This window comes from Ruegeria sp. ANG-R (genome assembly GCF_000813985.1).
GTDB lineage: Bacteria > Pseudomonadota > Alphaproteobacteria > Rhodobacterales > Rhodobacteraceae > Ruegeria.
In genome coordinates, this window is record NZ_JWLJ01000001.1 from 486,244 (window position 1) to 504,363 (window position 18,120).

Here is an 18,120-nt window from a genome sequence, read left to right on the forward strand (position 1 = left end):
TTCACTTACCTTCAACTGACTCGGCGTGTTTGAAGTCGCTGACGGTGTGAAAGAGCCCAGTTCGACATCCTGCCATTCGTCCGTTTGTGAAGGCCCAGCCGACCTTAAGCAGCACGTCGTGTTTGTAGTCTGATCCGCCAGCTTCGCCACTGTCGCATGCTTCCACGCCGGGGTGCGACAGGATGCCTTTTGGTGGTTTATACTGCATGTTCATCTTCCATGTTTTGCTAGATGGGTGACGCGCCGCCATGGCTAATTCTCTGGCGGGTTGCCAGTGTGTATGCCCGCATCCAGTCAGCCCGGAGTGGTTCGGACTTCGAGTAGGGGCAAACAGCGGGCGACAGGCCGGAGTTTCCAGCGCGCATCCCCCACTGCTTCGCTTCTTCGCGATCTTCCGGTGTGACTACGGTCTGTTGTTTCATTGTGCTACCTCTTTTGCCTTTAGGGCGTCCAGCATCTCAGCGGCCCTTTTTAAATCGCCTTTGATGCTGTTGATGTGGTGGTTTACTTCCCAGAGTTTCATGCCCTTTCTTACCTCGGCCAGCTTGTCGCGGTGGTAAGTGTTTAACGCCCAGTGCAGCAGGATCGCATATTTTGCGATGCCACGTTCCCGGCAGATTTCGGCATACTCTTCGCAAACTTCCTTATACTCGGCCCAAACCCCGGCATCGGCAAACGCATGGAATATTGCGCGATCTCTCTTGCTGCGCAGACGATTGTCGTCTTTCAGTTTGAGGATTTCGTCAAACGTCAGCCGGGGGCGGCGTTTGCGTTGTGGTTTGTAGTGACCGCAGTTGCGGCAAACCTTCACCCATGCAGGCTCTTCCATCATTACTTTGGTCGTAATGTGCGGCCAGCACCCATAGTCTAGATCGAACAAAGCGCCGCCATCGGGGCAGCAGTTTTTGCAGACTTCTGATCTCGGCATGACAGTGTTCCCTTTCTGCGGTTGGAGGGGACTAAGCAGCTGCCGGTTTCTGCACCAGATCGTATCCAAGGCGGTCGGCCAGTTCTCTCAGCTTGGACAAGTCTTCTTCGTGCTGTGCCTTTGCCTTGGCTTCTGCCTTTGCGGCTTCCTCGAGCTCAAACTCTTCGCGGGCTAGTTTGAATGCTGCGGGTGATAGGGTGTTCAGCCGTTCGCGGATGCGATCATACTTCTTAAATTGAGCATACCGAACTGATGTGTGGTGCGTTTCTTCAATGCCGCTGGGGTAGGTCTTTCCCGTCGGGGTGTTGCGGTGCAATTTTTCGCTAAACTCGCCGGGTCCTTTGGACCAGATGTGGCAGCGCGCTTTCCCATCCGTGAATGTAATCAGGTATTTCTCTGCGGCGTACAAAGAATGGCAAACGATTTTCAGGGTGGGGTTCAGCATCGGTTTTCCCTCTATGTGTTTCAATAACTATTGCAATAGATATAGAAATACATATCCTAACCGTCAAGCCGTGATGTGTATTTTTATTGCAATCGAAAAGGAGGGCTGTTTATGAATGTCGCCGAGACATCAAAAGAGGCACGCTTGGGACGGAAGCCGAAGCCAGAGGCGCTAAAGCGCAAGAACCGGGTTGTTCTGCTGTTCACTGATGATGAGCAGGCAGCGTTGGATCGCCATATCGAAGAGCAGGGGTTCGCGGATCGTAATGATTTTGGTCGAAAGCTAATCTTGGATCAGATCGGCTATAAGCGCGGATCGGAGCGGGGTGAGGCTTAGGTGAGCATGATGCGACTATTCTTGGATTGTGACGGTGTTCTGGCTGATTTCGACCGTCATTTCGAAACCTGTTTTGGGTCTCCCCCGCGCGACTATCAGGACAAGAGCGGGGCCAGCATATTTTGGCGAGACATTAAATCCGAGCAGCCTACTTTCTATCGTGACCTGCCCTTGATGCCGGACGCGCGTGAATTGTTCGATGCTGTTTCGCACATGAGGCCAATTATTCTGACCGGTTGCCCGCGCGGCGGGTGGGCAGAGCCGCAAAAGCTTGCTTGGGCTAATGAGCATTTCCCCGGTGTCCCAATGGTAGTTTGTATGTCAGGCGACAAGCGAAAATACTGCCAACCGGGTGACACATTGATAGATGATCGACCGCAGCACCGCTCCAAATGGGAAGGGGCAGGGGGCGTATGGATCACTCATACATCTGCCGAAAGCAGTATCGCCCAGCTGGTTGAACACCTACGGTCTGTTGCCGCTTAGCCTTTGTTCAAACGCACTGTTCCTGCTTTGCGGGCAGGGACAGTTTTTCTTTCCATTCCCAGCCTTCGTATTTGTCCCCGCTTTCTTCAATGTGCGTATATCTCTGCAAGGATTGCCATGATCTGTGTCCTGACACAGCGGCCACCTGCGGGATCGTCAGGCCCATTTCAAACAGGCGCGAAATGCCGTCGTGCCGCAGGTCGTGAAACCGCAGGTTTTCGATCTCAAGAAACTTGCACGCGCGGGTGAAATGCGAACTGATTGTGCGGTGGTTGTAGGGGAAAATCCGATCTTCGGTGCTTGGCATTGCGTCAGCGATTGCAAATGCGGGGTCTGGCAGATCGCAGTACACGTCGTTGCCTTTTTTCTTTCCGGGGTGTTTGAGGTCTTTGACCAGAACACGCTTGGTGGATTCCTTTAGGCCGTCCCACTCAATCCGCGCGATCTCTTCCTGCCGACGGGTTGAGAACATCGCGAACCCGGTAATGCGATGCATGGGAATCGAGTCTGGATATCGTTCACACCGCTCTTCGAAATAGGCCATCAGTTGGTTGAGTTCATCAATCGTGGGTCTGCGGTCCCGACGATAGGACTTTCCGGTGATCCCGAGGCGGTTGCAGACGATAAAGGCGTCCTTCATTGCCTGTGGGTCTAACGGGATATCCCAAGCGGGCCGGGCAAGTGTGAAGACTGCGCTTAGATGTGACATATAGTTTGATACGGTGGCTGCAGTCCTCGTGGCCCCGAGTTCGCGCGCGAATTCTACAAGGTGGTGGCTGCGTATGTCGTCGCATGCCTTGTTGGCGATGTCGTATTCCAGAATGGTATTGAGGCACTGGGTTTTCGTGCGGCCCATCTCATTCATATTCTCGGACGTGTAGCTGGTAATTGCGTCGCGTAGCTTTGGGCGGTTGCGGTTGCCGATCTTAGAGAAATCGACATTCGGTGCTTTCAGTTCTTTGGTGCGTTTCTTGGCCCATGCTTTTGCCGTCGATAGCTTGTCGAAAGTGCGTGCTTCCCTGTGCGGTTTGTGCCCCTTCTTTTTGATAACGATCTGTGCCACATAGGCTGTTGATCCGTCTTTGCGTTCGCGTTCGAGTATGGTTGCCATGGTACGACTTTTGATTGTGGGTACGACTTTTATCGTACCAATAGACCAGAATGGGCAAAAATAGGCAATAATGGGCCGGAATTAGGCAAGTAGAAAAATGATAAATACTGGTGAAGTTATAATAAAAACAACAGCTTACAATGCATCTCGTCTATCCGTTGCACCGATGATGGATTGGACGGATCGCCACTGTCGGTTTCTGCATCGCCTGCTCAGCTCTCAAACTTTGCTTTATACCGAAATGGTGACTGCACCCGCGCTGGTGCGGGGAAGGGCGTTGCATCTGCTTGACCACAATCCGCAGGAGCACCCCGTCGCGCTGCAGCTCGGTGGCTCGGACCCGCATGAGTTGGCACAGGCTGCGGTGATGGGGGCAGGGGCGGGTTATGATGAGATCAACCTGAATTGTGGGTGCCCGTCTGATCGTGTGCAGTCGGGTACGTTTGGCGCTGTGCTGATGCGCGACCCAGCGCGCGTCGCCGAATGCGTTGCGGCGATGCAAGAGGCGGTGGATGTCGAGGTCACGGTGAAGTGCCGGATCGGCGTAGATGAGCAAGAGCCCGCACAGGTGCTGCCCGTTTTTCTGGAGCAGATCAAAGCGGCAGGTTGCCAGCGCGTCACCATCCATGCGCGCAAGGCATGGCTGCAAGGATTGAGCCCGAAGGAGAACAGGGACATCCCTCCACTCGATTACGATCTGGTACATCGGATGAAGGCAGAGTTTCCGGACCTTCACATCTCGATCAATGGCGGGATTACGACTCTGGCCCAGGCGCAGGCGCATCTGGATTCTGGTCTCGACGGCGTCATGATCGGGCGTGCGGCATATCATCAACCGACCGATATTCTGGCCGCCGCCGATCCGCAGCTGTTCGGGGTTGGTCAGGTTGCCGACCCGATTCAAGTGGTGCAAAAGATGCTGCCTTATGTTGAGGCACACCTTGCCGATGGCGGGCGTTTGCACCAGATCACCCGACATATGCTGGGCCTGTTTGCCGGGCGTCCCGGCGCACGAAACTGGCGCCGGATACTATCTGAGGGTGCGGTGCGAGATCGTGCCGGGCCCGAGGTGATCCTGCAGGCGCTTGAGCCGATCGCATCGGGCTCGTCACAACTGGAACAGGTGGTTTGATACGGTCAATGGCCGGTATGGGGGGATAATGCCCGAGATGATGTTGCTGGCCCAGATGCTGGGCCTTTTGCTTGTGATCGGAGCTTTGGCCGGAGTTCTGGCCGGGCTGCTGGGTGTCGGTGGCGGTATCGTCTTGGTTCCCGCGTTTTTCTATGCGTTTCAGACGCTTGGTTATGGTGGACCCCAGTTGATGCAACTGTGTCTGGCGACATCTTTGGCAACCATAATCGTGACCTCGATCCGTTCGGTGCTGAGCCACAACAAAAAAGGTGCGGTCGATTGGGAAATTCTGCGCGGCTGGGGGCCCGGCATTGCGATTGGCGCCGTGCTTGGTGTCCTGGCGGCTTCGGCGCTAAGGACCGAGTTTCTACAGGCGCTGTTTGGCGTTCTCGGTATGGGTATCGGCATCTATCTCGGGTTGGGTAAATCCGAGTGGCGCTTGGGTGATGCGATGCCGAGAGGGCTGCGCCGCGCCGTACTCTCGCCCTCGGTCGGTTTTCTTTCGGTTCTGATGGGGATTGGCGGGGGCAGCTTTGGTGTCCCGCTCATGAGCCTTTATAACACCCCGATCCACCGTGCCGTTGCAACCGCAGCGGGGTTTGGTGTGATCATCGCAGTGCCGTCGGTGCTGGGCTTCCTGTTCCTCGACATCGCCCCTGAGCACCGCCCGCCGATGACAATTGGGGCGGTCAATCTGGTGGCCTTCGGTGTCGTGGTGGCCATGACCGTGATCACCGCGCCATGGGGGGTGAAGCTGGCCCATGCGATGGACCCGAAACCGCTTAAACGCGTCTTCGCCGTTTTCCTGATGCTGGTGGCGTTGAACATGCTACGCAAGGCTTTGGGATGGTAGAGACCTTTCACGACAGGGGCTGGATCAAGTTTTCGCATGACGCATCGCTGGCCCATTGGGTGGCGGAGGTATTACCCGCTGCCCGGAACTCGGTCGGCGATCCGGAACATGCGCATTGGCACGATTGCGAAGGAACCTGGTTCATCGGGGTCGATGCGTTGGCGAATGATGAGCGGGGCAGGGTGGGTGGATCGCCTGTATTGTCCGGCAAAGCGATTGAGTTTGCCTACCAGGAATTCGGGCCGATTGATCTGCATAGGGCACAGGTGTCGGTAATTTATCCGGGCTATCCGCGGCCCCGGCGTGGCGAAAACGAAGCTGCCAGCCGTTATCGCGCCAACCGGGATGCCGCGCATGTGGATGGCCTTAGGCCAATGGGGCCGAACCGACGTCGCCATGTGGATGAGCCTCATGCCTGGATATTGGGTATCCCGCTGACCGACGCCTCTGCCGACGCGTCGCCGATGGTGGTTTGGGACGGTAGCCACAAGATTCTAGGTGCAGCGTTCCGACGGGCGCTGGATGGCGTATCCGCCAATGCGCTGGGTCAAACAGATATTACCGATATCTACCAGGCAGCGCGGCGAGAGGTGTTTCAGACCTGCCAGCGCATCGAATTGCCGGCGCGGCCGGGCGAGGCCTATCTGCTGCATCGCCACTGCCTGCACGGTGTTGCGCCATGGGTTCCTGACGCGAGCGCGGGGCCGGATGGACGGATGATCGCCTATTTCCGCCCCGAGTTGCCAGGCGGTGTGGCGCAATGGATCGAATCCCCGTAACCTCCTGCCATTATTTGGATTTGGAGGATGAGTTAGATGATTACGGTCCACACAAACTCTGACGGTGCGCTGATTGAGGTGGAGCTTTCGGGCGAGGTGACCAGCGCGGATTACGTTGCCACGCTGGTGCCGGCGATTGAAGCCGCGCTTGAGGACCACGATTCAGTTCGTTTGCTGGCAATCGCGACGCCGGAGTTCAAAGGATATGATCTTGGCGCTGCGTGGTCCGACACAAAGCTGGGCCTCAGTCACTGGCGCGGGTTCGATCGGATCGGAGTCGTTGCCGATCAGGGATGGGTACAGACCAGTATCCGGCTGGCGGCCCCGATCCTGCCTTGCCCGGTACAGGTGTTCGGAATGGAGGATCTGGAAGCTGCCCGGCGCTGGATACGCGAATCTCTGGGGACCATTCACGTGACCGACCTGGGTGGTCCATGTGTGCAGATCAGCCTGATGGGGAAGCTGGATTCAGAGGAATACAGTCAGGCACAATCCGATCTGGACGCATTGTTGCGTGAGCGCGATGGGTTCCGGCTGCTGATTGACCTGCGTGAATTCGATGGCTGGCAAGGACTTACGGCAATGGCGGCGCATTTCCGGCTTGCAGCGGGGCACATCGGCATGTTGGACCGCGCAGCGATTGTGGGTGACAAGAGCTGGCAAAAGATGGCTCAGCGCATGGCCAGTCATGTTTTGGGAACCCGTACACAGTACTTCCCCGCAGATGAGTTCGACAATGCGAAAGCCTGGCTCGCGGCCGGGTAGTTGATCTAGAATAAATCGTTTATAAACAATGAATTGAAATAACGCGTATTGTCTTTTTTTGAGATGACGCAACGGAACTTGCGCTCTTGTTAATGATATTATTGACTGGCTGGTCAAATAACTTAAAAAGTCCTCACCCCTCCCGCATTGACGGGTAGGTAAATGACTGTTCTGCGCCGCTGTGGGTACCACTCACTCAGTTTTCAGTTTCCGGGCTCTCTACCCCCTCAAGTTCGGAGCTGATCCACAGCGGCGCAAAATTTTTTTGGATGGGCTATGACATTCGGCTCTGTATTAAAACGCTTACTTTCCAGAGAAAGTCCGAACCGGCCGGAAAGTGGCGCGGTTGTCGAAGAGAACAGACAACCGCCAGCGCGGTCTACATCGCAAACCGAGTTGGTCGAACTGTTCAGCGCAGAACTGCAGGATCATGAATTGCTGAGCGATTCCAGACGCACTCAGTCGCACAAATCCTGACCTGCTGATCAGGACCCATTGAGGCGCGCCGCGCGTCCACCACGGCGTTTTGCCAGACGGGGTTTGCGATCCGGAAGGTCCTGCATGATCTCGGCCCGCTCGGTACTGTCCATCTTGGACCAGCGGGTGATCTCGTCAATCGTGCGATAACAGCCGGTGCAGATACGCTCGGTCGGGTGGACGACGCAGATCTGGACACAAGGGCTTTCCACCTCGTCCCGTTGCCAAACCATGTTCGTCATCAGCGTTTTCCGATCCGTTAGATAAAGCGCAACCTATCCAGCGCTCCCTGCAGGATATAGCCAGCTGCGACATGATCTATAACCTGTCCGCGACGCTTTCGTGTCGTATCCGCCTCAAGCAGGGCCTTTTCCGCCGCAACAGTGCTTAGCCGTTCGTCCCAGAAGCCGATCGGCAAATCGGTCAGACGTGTCAGATTCCGCGCAAAGGCACGGGTCGACTGGCATCGTGGCCCCTCGCTGCCGTCCATGTTACGGGGCAGGCCCAGAACAATGCCGCCAATCTCACGCTCGGTCACGATTTCGATCAGCCGTGCGGAATCCAGCGTGAACTTCTTGCGTCGAACGGTCTCCAGCGGTGATGCGACACCGCGCATTCGGTCCGATACCGCGACCCCGATGGTTTTTTCCCCCAGGTCCAGCCCCATCAGGGCAGACATCGGCGAAAGGGCGGCTGAAAAATCTTCAAATGTCTCGTGGATCATTGCGCAATACCGGCCTGAGCTGATGCGGCCTCGATCATCTGCAGCGCCTCATCGTTTTCGGCAAATACAGCGCGTGCTTCGTCGCGGATGCTGATCGCCCGTTCGGCTTCTCCCAGAACGCCCAGTGCCGCGATCAGGCGTGCCCATTCCTCGGGCGATCCACCTTCGCTCGCCAGCCGTTCCGAAAGCCGGTCAACCATGCCCCGGATCATTTCCTGCCGTTCCTCCGGAGACAATTCGGCGGCGGCGTTCATATCCTCCTGACTTGGTCCCGGTGCCGCTGGTGCCGCGGAAAGGTCTGGCGCATTGAACACGCCTGCCCGAAACGCCAGGTCATCGATCTGAGCGCGAATGGCGCTGGCCCATGGGGCACCTGCCGGCGCATCGCGCAATGTATCCACCCAGACCCGATAAGCCATGTCAGGCCGACCCGTCTGTGCCAGCATCTGACCCCAATAGTATCGTGCAGGACCCAGATTCGGGTCTCGCTCCAGCGCGTGCCGCAGTGCTTCTTCCGCTTCCGGCGAAACATATCCACCCGCCGCCAAAATCATCATTTCGGCCTGATCCGCATAGGCTCGGGCCGGGGCGTTCTCGCCGGACAGGGCGATCACGCGTGTCTGGGCCTCGTAACCTGCTTTGAAATTACCTGCATTGGTTTCGTGTTGCGCCAGCAGAGAGTGCCCCTGCAGATCATCGGGGCGTTCGGCCACAGTCTCGCGCAGCCGGTTCAGTAGCGTTTCATAGCTTTCTTCCAGCGCTGGTGTCTGAACCGGAGTGGTCATACCTTCGGCTTCGGCCTGACTGGGGCGGTTTTCTCGCAGGTCTTCCGCCATTTCCAGTCGCACCGAAAGCGGCATGTCGGGGAAACCGGCAGCCCCCAACTGACGGTACATCGCCAGTCCGCCACCAATCAGAACTGCCGCCATCAGAACGAATGCAATGACCCTCACCGTTCGTGATGGCCCTTTGCTTTCGGCTTCGCGTCGCATTTGCGTATCAGCGGCGAGGATACGGCGCGAGATTTCCGTGCGTACACGCTCGGCATCGGCCTTGGCAATGACGCCGCGTGCCAGATCTCGGTCAACGCCAGCCAGCTGTTCGCGATACACATTCAGGTCATATGACGCCGTTGGAGTGTCGTCTCGACGACCTCGCAGCACGGTATAGCCCAGAAAAACAGCGATCAGCAGCGCAATCAGGAAGATGAGAACCCAGAACGACATGGTCCCTCCAAAATGGTTGTCCTGACTTAGACCTGTCAGCGCATGGAAAAAAGGGACAAATGGCCGCGAGGGGCGGTCATGTCGCAATAGTGCATTATTGCGGCGTTGTGCGGCAGGGTTAAAATGTCAGGGCACGGCATATCTGCCCCCAATCATCGAAGACCGGATGGATTCGCTCATGAAACATTACTCAGCCTTTGCTGTTGCGCGTGAAGCGCTGCGCTATCACACCGGATGGGAACGCGCCTGGCGTTCGCCCGAGCCCAAGAAACGCTATGACGCCATTATCGTCGGAGCGGGTGGCCATGGCCTGGCGACCGCATATTACCTGGGCAAGAATTACGGCATTCAGAACGTTGCCGTGATTGAGAAGGGCTGGCTGGGCGGCGGCAATACCGGTCGGAATACGACCATCATCCGGTCGAACTATCTGCAAGACCCCTCGGCGGCGATCTATGAAAAGGCGCGCAGCCTGTATGAGGATCTGAGCCAGGATCTGAACTACAACATCATGTTCAGCCCGCGCGGCGTGATCATGCTGGCACAGACTCAGCACGAAATCCGTGGCTATCAGCGCACCGCTCATGCGAACGCCCTTCAAGGTGTGCAGACCGAGTGGATCGGTCCTGAGCGCGTGAAAGAGCTGGTTCCGATCATCAATCTGGACGGTCCGCGTTATCCGGTTCTGGGGGGGCTCTGGCAGGAACGGGGCGGTACCGCACGGCACGATGCCGTGGCCTGGGGTTATGCACGTGCCTGTTCGGCCATGGGCATGGACATCATCCAGCAGTGCGAAGTCACCGGAGTGCGTCAGGAAAATGGCCGCGTTGTCGGCGTCGACACCACCAAAGGTGCCATCGATTGCGACAAACTTGGCATCGTGGTTGCGGGCCATTCTGGTCAGTTGGCCGAGATGGCGGGCTTCCGTCTGCCGCTGGAGGCCGTCGCCCTACAAGCGCTGGTGTCCGAGCCAATCAAACCCTGCATGGATGTTGTCGTGATGGCCAACACGGTGCATGGTTATATGTCTCAGTCCGACAAGGGCGAGATGGTGATTGGTGGCGGAACAGACGCCTACAACAACTTCACCCAACGCGGTTCGTTCCACCACATCGAAGAAACCGTCCGCGCGCTGGTCGAGACCTTCCCGATGATCTCGCGCCTCAAGATGCTGCGCCAGTGGGGTGGCATTGTGGACATGACCGGTGATCGTTCGCCCATTCTGTCGAAAACACCGCTGCAGGGCTGTTTCATCAACGGCGGTTGGGGCACTGGTGGCTTCAAAGCGATCCCCGGCTCGGGCTGGGGCATGGCACAACTGATGGCCACCGGACACTCATCGCTGACTGAAGCCTTCTCGCTGGATCGTTTCAAAGAGGGCCGCTTTATCGACGAAAGCGTCGCTGCCGGGGTGGCGCACTAGGGGGACGACCCAAACGCGCCACTGATTAGAATTCGGGTCGGCCACGTTGTCGACCAACCGCCAAAAGGATGAACATATGCTGATCCTAAATTGCCCCTATTGCGGCGTCGACGCCGAAGAAACTGAACTGGCTGCAGGTGGCGAGGCGCATCTGAAGCGCTTTGGCCCCGGTTCGTCTGATGACGAATTCCATGACTACCTGTTCATGCGTGAAAACCCCAAGGGCGTGCATTTCGAACGCTGGCGCCACGCCAACGGTTGTGGCAAGTGGTTCCACGCCGCGCGTTGCACCCAGACGCTCGAGGTGTTTGGAACCTATTCCGCCCAAACCACCGAGCCGCCGCAAGAAATCAAAGACGCCATCACCGCAAAACGCCCAGGATGGTCTTGGAGAGAGTTCTCCTGATGCTTCATCTTTTCAAAAATACTCCCGCCGGAGGCCCCGACGCCTCTACCCGCGAAAGGTCCGCACTATGAGCACCCGTCTCGCAAAACAAGGCCGGCTGATTGACCGGTCGAAACAGGTCACCTTTTCCTTCAACGGCACCTCGATGCAGGGCTATGAAGGCGACACGCTTGCCTCGGCTCTGCTGGCCAATGACCAGATGATGATGGGCCGGTCGTTCAAGTATCACCGCCCGCGCGGTGTCGTCGCCAGTGGGGCGGAGGAGCCCAACGCTCTGGTCGGGTTGGGGCAGGGCAGCCGGTTCGAACCGAACCAGCGCGCCACCACGACCGAGCTGTTCAACGGCCTGACCTCGGTGTCTCAGAACCACTGGCCGAACCTCGAGTTCGACATCGGCGCCGTGAACACCCACCTGTCGCGGTTTTTGCCGGCGGGTTTCTACTACAAGATGTTCATCCACCCAAAGCCGTTCTGGAAGCATGTGTATGAACCGTTCATCCGTCAGTCGGCGGGTCTGGGTAAAGCGCCGGATAAGGAAACCAAGGACGCGGATACCTATGAGCACTTCTATGCTTTCACCGATGTTCTGGTGATTGGTGGTGGTATCGCAGGTCTGCAAGCCGCCAAAACGGCTGCCCAGTCGGGTGCGAAGGTGTTGCTGATCGAGCAGACCGCCCATTGGGGTGGTCGCGCTCCGGTTGACGGCGGATCGGTCAATGGTGAGCCTGTGGATAAGTTCGTGGAACAATTGGTTTCCGAACTCGAAACAATGGACAACGTTACCATGCGCAATCGTTGCATGGGGGCGGGGGTCTATGACCACGGTTATGTGCTGGGTTACGAGCGTCTGACCGACCACAAACCTGGTACGCAGGGCCCGCGTCATCGCTTGTGGCGCATCCGGGCAAAACAGGTCGTAACTGCCACTGGTGCAATAGAACGTCCGCTTTCTTTTGCTGGGAACGATGTGCCGGGTGTGATGCTGGCCTCGGCCATGCGCGACTATGTGGTCAACTGGGGGGTGACCCCGGGCGATCGGGTCATCGTCGCCACGAATAACGACGATGCTTATCGCACCGCGATCACCCTGAAGCAGGCGGGTGTGGATGTTTTGCGCGTGGTCGATGCGCGGGACACAGCCGGACCTCTGGCAGAAGAGGCGCGACAGCTGGGTATCCGTGTTGATCCGGGCAAGGCGATTGCCAAGGTCAAAGGCGGCAAGCGCGTCAAAAAGGTCGAGCTTTGCAACCAGAACGGCATCGGCGGCGCGCGCGAAGAGGTTGAGTGTGATGCGGTTGCGATGTCGGGCGGCTGGTCTCCGGTCGTTCACATGTGGTCGCATTGTGGTGGCAAGCTGATCTGGGATGAGGCCCAGGCCCATTTCCGTCCCGACCCGGCGCGCCCGCCTCTGGGTGCCGATGGCGAAGGGTTCGTCGTTGCAGCTGGGGCGTCGAACGGACCGCTGGCATTGGCCGAGGTTCTGACTGATGCACATGCGGCAGGTAAAGCAGCCGCCAAAGCAGCGGGTTTCAAACCCAAAAACACCAAGGCTCCTGTTGGTGAAACCACCGAAGAAGCTGCGATGGAAGCCGTCTGGCTCATGCCGGCCAATGCAGAGATTCAACTGCGCATGAAGTCATGGCTGGACTTTCAGAATGACGTCAAAGTCTCTGATGTGCAGCTGGCAGCCCGCGAAGGCTACGAGAGTGTTGAACACACCAAGCGGTATACCACTCTGGGTATGGCGACGGATCAGGGTAAGCTGAGTAACATCAATGGCTTGGCGATCTTGGCTGATGCGCTTGAGTCCGAGATCCCGAAAGTGGGAACCACTACTTTCCGCCCGCCATATACGCCCATTTCGATGGGTGCGATTGGTGGCGAAGCGCGCGGTGAGGTGTTCCAGCCGATCCGTCAAACGCCGATGCATAACTGGCACGATAAGAACGGCGCTGATTGGGAGCCGGTCGGTCATTGGCGCCGGACATACGCCTATGTGCGTCCCGGTGAATCCGTTCATGACGCGGTGAATCGCGAGGTCAAGAACACCCGCGAAAACCTCGGCTTGCTGGATGCTTCGACGCTCGGCAAGCTGATCGTCAAAGGCCCCGACGCAGGCAAGTTTCTGGACATGATGTACACCAACATGATGTCCACGCTGAAGGTCGGCAAATGCCGCTATGGCCTGATGTGTTCGGAAAATGGATTCCTGATCGACGACGGCGTGGTCGCTCGTATCGACGAGGATACATGGCTGTGCCACACCACCACAGGTGGAGCAGAGCGTATCCATGGTCACATGGAAGAGTGGCTGCAGACCGAGTGGTGGGACTGGAAAGTCTATGTCGCCAACGTCACAGAGCAATATGCTCAGGTTGCCGTTGTGGGCCCGAACGCCCGCAAGGTGCTGGAAAAGCTGGGTGGCATGGATCTGTCGAAAGAGGCGCTGCCGTTCATGGAATGGCGCGATGGCAAGATCGGAGAGTTCGACGCGCGGGCCTACCGCATCTCGTTCTCGGGCGAGCTGTCCTATGAGATCGCGGTTCCCGCTTCTCAGGGTCAGGCGTTCTGGGATGCACTGATCGAGGCTGGGCAGGAGTTCGGCGTGATGCCTTACGGCACCGAATGTCTGCACATTCTGAGGGCCGAGAAGGGCTTTATCATGATCGGCGACGAGACCGACGGCACCGTGATTCCGCAGGATCTGGGGCTGCACTGGGCGCTGTCGAAGAAGAAGGAGGATTACCTCGGAAAACGCGCCCATTCGCGGACCCATATGGCTGATCCTGAACGCTGGAAACTGGTCGGTCTGGAGACTGTGGATGGATCGGTTCTGCCGGATGGTGCCTATGCGGTGGGCGAGGGTGTGAATGCCAACGGTCAGCGCAATATGATCGGTCGTGTAACTTCGACCTATTACTCGGCCAATCTGGGTAAAGGGATTGCCATGGGCCTGATCAAACACGGCCCTGACCGGATGGGCGAAGTGGTCGAGTTCCCGGGCACCGATGGCAAAACCTACAAAGCCAAGATCGTGGACCCGATCTTTTATGACAAGGACGGGGAGAAGCAGAATGTCTGAACCCATCAGTGCACTGAATCACGCCTCGTATGAGGGCATCGCCAAGGTTGAGGAATGCGGTCTGCAGGGCATGATCACACTGCGCGGTGACTTGTCCGACAAGGTGCTGGCCAAGGCCGTCAAGGATGCGACCGGGCAGAAGGTGCCTGGCCAACGTGAAGCATTTGTTGATGGCGACACCGGTGTTTGCTGGATGTCCACCGACGAGTTGCTGGTGCTGGTGCCTTATGCCGAGGTCGAGGCCAAACTGGCCGCGATGACCAACGCGCTGAGCGGTACGCACGCGCTGGCGGTCAACGTTTCAGATGCCCGGGCCGTGTTCCGTGTCTCAGGCGCGAACGCGCGCGAGGTTCTTGGTAAACTGGCACCGGTCGAGCTGTCGGCCGAGGCATTCCAGCCCGGCCAGATTCGCCGCTCGCGTCTGGCGCAGGTGGCCGGTGCCTTCTGGATGGACGACGCCGAGACCTTCCGCATTGTCTGCTTCCGCTCGGCAGCGGATTATGCGTTCAAACTGCTGAAGGTTGCCGCACAGCCAGGCAGCGAGGTTGGCGTTTACTGAGCGTTCAAATGAGAAAGCCCCGGTTAATCCGGGGCTTTTTTGTTATTTCTGAACCTGGCAGGTGCCTACACCGTATGGTTTGTTTGCTGCGTTCATGTTGGCGAATGCCATGCTGATTCTCACAGCGTTGTCAGCCGGATTCAAATTCGCTTGGTACCGAACACGGGCATTTCCACCGGCTGATAAGCGGGCATTTCTGCGCCAGACCAGTCGATACCCCTTTGAGCCACGGTTCTTGAAACTCGCGTCCATCCATTCGGGGCTGTCTGCCGCTTTAGCTTTACCGCTTTCGGGGTCCACCTGAAACGCATATTCCGGGGCAATCCATCCGTGGCTGTCCTGCTTCGTCATCTTGCAGAGATAGGTGACATTCTCTGCCGTGGCTGTTTGTGCGAACAGTACGGCAGCAATGGTCAGAAAAGGTCTTTTCATTTCATCCAAATCGTTGTGGCTTCTGATGTGTCAGATAATGCTGAGACATCTTGAAGATGCAATCAGGATTTCGCGCTAAGCGAGAAAAACCTGAGCGGTTTTATTCCTGCAATAGGATTGTCCGGTACTGGTTCAGGCTGTCTTCGGTCAGAAGGTCGGACACCGTTAACGGATGCATCTTTTCGTCCGACAATTTGGTGTAAAAGCTTAGTTCTTCCAACAACGCTTGAACACGCTCGTGCCGCTCGTGAACGGGCAACAGCGGGGCGTGAAGCGACAGGTAAAGGGAAGGGCGTTGTTTCTTCAGCCATGCGGCCAGAGTGGGCGCTACAAAGAACTCAGCCCCCTCGATATCCATTTTGACCAAAGAGACGCGCGACAGATCGTTTGCCGCTTCGAATTGATCCCAAGCGATGGTCAGGGCATCCGATCCATGTGCGCCGTCATGCAAGAGCGAGCTGGTCGAGTCTCCAGGTTCGCCGCGAACCGAGGCCATGCGCGCCACACCAAATTTGTCTGAAAGGGCGACACCAAAGGCCGAGACATTCTGAACCTCGTTCAGATCCAGGTTCCACGCCAGATGCCGGTATGCGGTCGGATCAGGTTCAAAACACCAAACGTGGCGGGCCTTGCGAGCTCCGTACAGGACAGTGGGGCCGATCCACGCTCCGATATCCAGATAATCGCTTTCGGGGGACAAGAACTTGTCCAGCATCGCAAACGTCTCTGGCTCCCAGTCGCCGACCGAAGCCTTGCGCCAGAACTTCGAATGGTAGGGGTCCAGTCGGAACGGTTCGCCGTTGAGGTTCCCTGCATAATATCCGCGGGCGCGGTAGAACATTTTGCGCGCCTGTGTCAGCATCGCGGACCTCCGGGTTTTTGTGTCGCGGGCCTTGACCTGCGGCGGCTGTCAAAGCATTTAACCTGTGGAACCGCAACATTCATTTTCAACAGGGGGCCGAAATGGCTTTTGAACTTCCTGATCTTCCTTATGCACACGACGCGCTGGCAGCCAAGGGCATGTCGGCGGAAACGCTGGAATATCACCACGACCTGCACCACAAGGCCTATGTCGACAATGGCAACAAGCTGATCGCCGAGACCGAATGGGACGGCAAGTCGCTGGAAGAAATCATCGTTGGCACTTACGACGCAAACGCCGTGGCACAAAACGGTATCTTCAACAACATCAGCCAGCTGTGGAACCACAACCAGTTCTGGGAGATGATGGGCCCCGGTGGCAACGCGATGCCCGGTGAGTTGGAGAAGGCTCTGACCGAGAGCTTTGGCTCGGTTGACGAATTCAAATCGCAGTTCAGCGCTGCCGGTGCTGGTCAGTTCGGTTCGGGCTGGGCGTGGTTGGTCAAGAACGCGGACGGTTCGCTGGCTGTTACCAAAACCGAGAACGGCGTGAACCCGCTGTGCTTTGGTCAGACCGCACTGCTGGGGTGTGACGTGTGGGAGCACTCATACTACATCGATTTCCGCAACAAGCGTCCGGCTTACCTGTCGAACTTCCTCGACAATCTGGTGAACTGGGAAAACGTCGCATCGCGGATGTAATCTTCTCTGAATGAGATCATCGAAAGGCCCGCTGGCAGTGATGCTGGCGGGCCTTTTTCTTAGGAATTGATGAGTGGTCGGTGAAAACCTGCCGGTACGTCAACTTTCGTGATCGCACCCATTGTGCGCCGCCTTCTAGCACCTACGTAAAGTAGGCGGAGGGAGAGAACCGCCAATCAACCAAATACCGACCAGACTGCGCGCGAAACACCAACGCCGCATCGTTGGGCAGGTGTGTCTATGGGACAGGCGAAAGCCAACCAAAGCGATACAGGAGATCACGAATGGCTGCACTTGAACAGGGAACATGGGTTATTATTGCCGACGGGGAGAAAGCACTGGTGATGGAGAATATCACCGACGCGCAGGACCCCAATCTGGTTGTCGTGTCCGTCGAAGAACAAGGCGCGGTGCCGATGAAACCGACCGATCGGGCAGGGCGACGGCCCGATACGGGCCCGAACCAGAAATCAGCGGTGGAAGAGGAGACCTGGAGAACTCACGCCAAATCCCTGTTCGTTCAGGATGTTGCGAACCTTCTGAACCGGAAGGGCCTGAAAGGGGCCTATAAGAGACTGGTATTGGTCGCCAGCCCCCATGTTCTGGGCCTGCTGCGCCGCAGATTGCACAGTGAGGTGCTGGCAAAGGTGGTGGCCGAGGTCGATAAGACGCTGACAAACCATCCGTTGCACAAGGTCGAGCGGATACTTCAATCCCGGCTCGCTAAACCTGCCTAAAGCGATGCCGATACTCGGGCGGCTCAAGCCGCCCGATTGTTGGATGTGTCAGTTCAGCAACCTGCGAAGTTCAGACATCGCCGAATCCGGCGTATCGATCCAGGTGATAAAATCTGCCAGCGATGCATCGGCAAATCCCTGACCAATCAACTGGTCCAGCAGCGTGTGCAGCGTGTCCCAATATCCGTCCACATTCATCACCAGAATGGGTTTGTCATGCAGGCCCAACTGACGCCATGTGAGCGCTTCGAACAGTTCGTCCAGTGACCCGGGCCCGCCGGGTAGGACGACCACGGCGTCCGCATTCATGATCATGACTTTCTTGCGCTCGTGCATTGTCTCGGTGACGATGAAACGGGTCAGGTCGGTTTTGCCCACCTCCCGCTGCAGCAGATGCACCGGGATCACCCCGAACGTATCACCCCCGGAAGACTGCGCCGCGCGGGCAACCTCGCCCATCAGCCCTACATCTCCGGCCCCGTAGACCAGCCGCCAGCCTTCTTCGGCAAGCAATTCCCCGAATCTGTAGGCGGCGGCGGAATAGGCAGGATTCACACCATTGCGTGACCCGCAATACACACAGACGGATTTCTGGGACATAGGTTTGGCTCTCTGCTCTTGTGTTAGGGGTTTTGACCCCTGATAGCGGGATTGAT

23 protein-coding genes are annotated in these 18,120 nt (G+C 57.4%); 12 read left to right on the top strand and 11 right to left on the bottom strand.

Going from position 1 to position 18,120, the window contains the following annotated elements; genetic code table 11:
* Position 1: 1 nt before the first annotated feature.
* The 4 genes from RA27_RS02415 to RA27_RS02425 form a co-directional block, all read right to left on the bottom strand.
* On the bottom strand, positions 2 to 208 hold the full coding sequence (locus RA27_RS02415) for a hypothetical protein (RefSeq protein WP_152610634.1): 207 nt from the start codon (positions 206 to 208) through the stop codon (positions 2 to 4).
* A gap of 19 nt (positions 209 to 227) precedes the next feature.
* On the bottom strand, positions 228 to 422 hold the full coding sequence (locus tag RA27_RS24020; protein WP_152610635.1) for an Rmf/CrpP family protein: 195 nt from the start codon (positions 420 to 422) through the stop codon (positions 228 to 230).
* Positions 419 to 832: a hypothetical protein gene (locus RA27_RS02420; protein WP_152610636.1), complete on the bottom strand. Its 414-nt coding sequence runs from the start codon at positions 830 to 832 to the stop codon at positions 419 to 421. The genes RA27_RS24020 and RA27_RS02420 overlap by 4 nt, the downstream gene beginning before the upstream one ends.
* Positions 833 to 959: 127 nt before the next feature.
* Complete coding sequence (locus RA27_RS02425; RefSeq protein WP_039534632.1) at positions 960 to 1,373, bottom strand: hypothetical protein; 414 nt, start codon at positions 1,371 to 1,373, stop codon at positions 960 to 962.
* A 111-nt stretch (positions 1,374 to 1,484) separates the two neighbouring features.
* Between RA27_RS02425 and RA27_RS02430 the strand changes: the two genes are divergently transcribed.
* Positions 1,485 to 1,709, top strand: a complete 225-nt coding sequence (locus tag RA27_RS02430) for a hypothetical protein (protein WP_039534634.1) — start codon at positions 1,485 to 1,487, stop codon at positions 1,707 to 1,709.
* 9 nt (positions 1,710 to 1,718) lie between these two features.
* Positions 1,719 to 2,195 (top strand): hypothetical protein, encoded by a 477-nt coding sequence (locus RA27_RS02435; RefSeq protein WP_206539980.1) that lies wholly within the window; start codon positions 1,719 to 1,721, stop codon positions 2,193 to 2,195.
* Between the two features lie 7 nt (positions 2,196 to 2,202).
* Here RA27_RS02435 and RA27_RS02440 read toward each other — a convergent pair whose 3' ends face one another.
* A complete protein-coding gene (locus RA27_RS02440) occupies positions 2,203 to 3,306 on the bottom strand; it encodes a site-specific integrase (protein ID WP_039534639.1) in 1,104 nt (367 codons plus the stop codon).
* Between the two features lie 97 nt (positions 3,307 to 3,403).
* On the opposite strand from RA27_RS02440, the gene dusA reads away from it, so the two are divergent.
* The 4 genes from dusA to RA27_RS02460 are packed head-to-tail and all read left to right on the top strand — an operon-like array spanning position 3,404 to position 6,835.
* Positions 3,404 to 4,438: a tRNA dihydrouridine(20/20a) synthase DusA gene (dusA, locus tag RA27_RS02445; RefSeq protein ID WP_082025017.1), complete on the top strand. Its 1,035-nt coding sequence runs from the start codon at positions 3,404 to 3,406 to the stop codon at positions 4,436 to 4,438.
* A gap of 28 nt (positions 4,439 to 4,466) precedes the next feature.
* Positions 4,467 to 5,291, top strand: a complete 825-nt coding sequence (locus tag RA27_RS02450; protein WP_039534643.1) for a sulfite exporter TauE/SafE family protein — start codon at positions 4,467 to 4,469, stop codon at positions 5,289 to 5,291.
* A complete protein-coding gene (locus tag RA27_RS02455) occupies positions 5,285 to 6,070 on the top strand; it encodes a hypothetical protein (protein WP_039534645.1) in 786 nt (261 codons plus the stop codon). Before RA27_RS02450 ends, RA27_RS02455 begins: the two co-directional genes overlap by 7 nt.
* 36 nt (positions 6,071 to 6,106) lie before the next feature.
* Positions 6,107 to 6,835, top strand: coding sequence for an STAS/SEC14 domain-containing protein (locus tag RA27_RS02460; RefSeq protein WP_039534648.1), 729 nt, complete (start codon positions 6,107 to 6,109; stop codon positions 6,833 to 6,835).
* Positions 6,836 to 7,320: 485 nt separating this feature from the next.
* Here RA27_RS02460 and RA27_RS02470 read toward each other — a convergent pair whose 3' ends face one another.
* The 3 genes from RA27_RS02470 to ccmI are packed head-to-tail and all read right to left on the bottom strand — an operon-like array spanning position 7,321 to position 9,262.
* The gene (locus RA27_RS02470) at positions 7,321 to 7,554 is read right to left on the bottom strand and encodes a DUF1289 domain-containing protein (RefSeq protein WP_039534652.1); all 234 of its coding nucleotides are present in this window, start codon (positions 7,552 to 7,554) and stop codon (positions 7,321 to 7,323) included.
* A gap of 17 nt (positions 7,555 to 7,571) precedes the next feature.
* Positions 7,572 to 8,036, bottom strand: coding sequence for a Holliday junction resolvase RuvX (gene ruvX / locus RA27_RS02475; protein WP_039534654.1), 465 nt, complete (start codon positions 8,034 to 8,036; stop codon positions 7,572 to 7,574).
* Positions 8,033 to 9,262, bottom strand: coding sequence for a c-type cytochrome biogenesis protein CcmI (gene ccmI, locus RA27_RS02480; RefSeq protein WP_039534657.1), 1,230 nt, complete (start codon positions 9,260 to 9,262; stop codon positions 8,033 to 8,035). Before ccmI ends, ruvX begins: the two co-directional genes overlap by 4 nt.
* A 178-nt stretch (positions 9,263 to 9,440) precedes the next feature.
* On the opposite strand from ccmI, the gene RA27_RS02485 reads away from it, so the two are divergent.
* The 4 genes from RA27_RS02485 to RA27_RS02500 all read left to right on the top strand — a co-directional run bounded on the left by RA27_RS02485 (position 9,441) and on the right by RA27_RS02500 (position 14,732).
* Positions 9,441 to 10,685 (top strand): sarcosine oxidase subunit beta family protein, encoded by a 1,245-nt coding sequence (locus tag RA27_RS02485; RefSeq protein WP_039536843.1) that lies wholly within the window; start codon positions 9,441 to 9,443, stop codon positions 10,683 to 10,685.
* Between the two features lie 76 nt (positions 10,686 to 10,761).
* Positions 10,762 to 11,091 (top strand): sarcosine oxidase subunit delta, encoded by a 330-nt coding sequence (locus RA27_RS02490; protein ID WP_039534659.1) that lies wholly within the window; start codon positions 10,762 to 10,764, stop codon positions 11,089 to 11,091.
* Between the two features lie 67 nt (positions 11,092 to 11,158).
* On the top strand, positions 11,159 to 14,173 hold the full coding sequence (locus RA27_RS02495; protein ID WP_039534661.1) for a sarcosine oxidase subunit alpha family protein: 3,015 nt from the start codon (positions 11,159 to 11,161) through the stop codon (positions 14,171 to 14,173).
* Complete coding sequence (locus RA27_RS02500) at positions 14,166 to 14,732, top strand: sarcosine oxidase subunit gamma family protein (protein ID WP_039534663.1); 567 nt, start codon at positions 14,166 to 14,168, stop codon at positions 14,730 to 14,732. Before RA27_RS02495 ends, RA27_RS02500 begins: the two co-directional genes overlap by 8 nt.
* A 42-nt stretch (positions 14,733 to 14,774) precedes the next feature.
* Here the strand turns inward: RA27_RS02500 and RA27_RS02505 are convergent, their stop codons facing one another.
* Positions 14,775 to 15,173: a hypothetical protein gene (locus tag RA27_RS02505; RefSeq protein ID WP_152610637.1), complete on the bottom strand. Its 399-nt coding sequence runs from the start codon at positions 15,171 to 15,173 to the stop codon at positions 14,775 to 14,777.
* Positions 15,174 to 15,264: 91 nt separating this feature from the next.
* On the bottom strand, positions 15,265 to 16,026 hold the full coding sequence (locus tag RA27_RS02510; protein WP_039534668.1) for an FkbM family methyltransferase: 762 nt from the start codon (positions 16,024 to 16,026) through the stop codon (positions 15,265 to 15,267).
* A 101-nt stretch (positions 16,027 to 16,127) separates the two neighbouring features.
* Between RA27_RS02510 and RA27_RS02515 the strand changes: the two genes are divergently transcribed.
* The gene (locus tag RA27_RS02515; RefSeq protein WP_039534670.1) at positions 16,128 to 16,727 is read left to right on the top strand and encodes a superoxide dismutase; all 600 of its coding nucleotides are present in this window, start codon (positions 16,128 to 16,130) and stop codon (positions 16,725 to 16,727) included.
* Positions 16,728 to 17,011: 284 nt separating this feature from the next.
* Positions 17,012 to 17,464: a host attachment family protein gene (locus RA27_RS02520; protein WP_039534673.1), complete on the top strand. Its 453-nt coding sequence runs from the start codon at positions 17,012 to 17,014 to the stop codon at positions 17,462 to 17,464.
* A 48-nt stretch (positions 17,465 to 17,512) separates the two neighbouring features.
* Here the strand turns inward: RA27_RS02520 and RA27_RS02525 are convergent, their stop codons facing one another.
* Complete coding sequence (locus RA27_RS02525; protein WP_039534675.1) at positions 17,513 to 18,064, bottom strand: TIGR00730 family Rossman fold protein; 552 nt, start codon at positions 18,062 to 18,064, stop codon at positions 17,513 to 17,515.
* Between the last annotated feature and the right edge of the window lie 56 nt (positions 18,065 to 18,120).

Bases quoted from the DNA above. Each gene is read 5' to 3' on its own strand.
- RA27_RS02470 (WP_039534652.1), bottom strand. From the start codon at position 7,554: ATGACGAACATGGTTTGGCAACGGGACGAGGTGGAAAGCCCTTGTGTC.
- RA27_RS02420 (WP_152610636.1), bottom strand. From the start codon at position 832: ATGATGGAAGAGCCTGCATGGGTGAAGGTTTGCCGCAACTGCGGTCAC.
- RA27_RS02425 (WP_039534632.1), bottom strand. From the start codon at position 1,373: ATGCTGAACCCCACCCTGAAAATCGTTTGCCATTCTTTGTACGCCGCA.
- RA27_RS02515 (WP_039534670.1), top strand. From the start codon at position 16,128: ATGGCTTTTGAACTTCCTGATCTTCCTTATGCACACGACGCGCTGGCA.
- RA27_RS02415 (WP_152610634.1), bottom strand. From the start codon at position 208: ATGCAGTATAAACCACCAAAAGGCATCCTGTCGCACCCCGGCGTGGAA.
- RA27_RS02520 (WP_039534673.1), top strand. From the start codon at position 17,012: ATGGCTGCACTTGAACAGGGAACATGGGTTATTATTGCCGACGGGGAG.
- RA27_RS02455 (WP_039534645.1), top strand. From the start codon at position 5,285: ATGGTAGAGACCTTTCACGACAGGGGCTGGATCAAGTTTTCGCATGAC.
- RA27_RS02525 (WP_039534675.1), bottom strand. From the start codon at position 18,064: ATGTCCCAGAAATCCGTCTGTGTGTATTGCGGGTCACGCAATGGTGTG.
- RA27_RS02495 (WP_039534661.1), top strand. From the start codon at position 11,159: ATGAGCACCCGTCTCGCAAAACAAGGCCGGCTGATTGACCGGTCGAAA.
- RA27_RS02450 (WP_039534643.1), top strand. From the start codon at position 4,467: ATGCCCGAGATGATGTTGCTGGCCCAGATGCTGGGCCTTTTGCTTGTG.
- RA27_RS24020 (WP_152610635.1), bottom strand. From the start codon at position 422: ATGAAACAACAGACCGTAGTCACACCGGAAGATCGCGAAGAAGCGAAG.
- ccmI (WP_039534657.1), bottom strand. From the start codon at position 9,262: ATGTCGTTCTGGGTTCTCATCTTCCTGATTGCGCTGCTGATCGCTGTT.
- RA27_RS02490 (WP_039534659.1), top strand. From the start codon at position 10,762: ATGCTGATCCTAAATTGCCCCTATTGCGGCGTCGACGCCGAAGAAACT.
- RA27_RS02485 (WP_039536843.1), top strand. From the start codon at position 9,441: ATGAAACATTACTCAGCCTTTGCTGTTGCGCGTGAAGCGCTGCGCTAT.
- RA27_RS02440 (WP_039534639.1), bottom strand. From the start codon at position 3,306: ATGGCAACCATACTCGAACGCGAACGCAAAGACGGATCAACAGCCTAT.
- RA27_RS02500 (WP_039534663.1), top strand. From the start codon at position 14,166: ATGTCTGAACCCATCAGTGCACTGAATCACGCCTCGTATGAGGGCATC.
- RA27_RS02435 (WP_206539980.1), top strand. From the start codon at position 1,719: ATGCGACTATTCTTGGATTGTGACGGTGTTCTGGCTGATTTCGACCGT.
- dusA (WP_082025017.1), top strand. From the start codon at position 3,404: ATGATAAATACTGGTGAAGTTATAATAAAAACAACAGCTTACAATGCA.
- RA27_RS02460 (WP_039534648.1), top strand. From the start codon at position 6,107: ATGATTACGGTCCACACAAACTCTGACGGTGCGCTGATTGAGGTGGAG.
- ruvX (WP_039534654.1), bottom strand. From the start codon at position 8,036: ATGATCCACGAGACATTTGAAGATTTTTCAGCCGCCCTTTCGCCGATG.
- RA27_RS02510 (WP_039534668.1), bottom strand. From the start codon at position 16,026: ATGCTGACACAGGCGCGCAAAATGTTCTACCGCGCCCGCGGATATTAT.
- RA27_RS02430 (WP_039534634.1), top strand. From the start codon at position 1,485: ATGAATGTCGCCGAGACATCAAAAGAGGCACGCTTGGGACGGAAGCCG.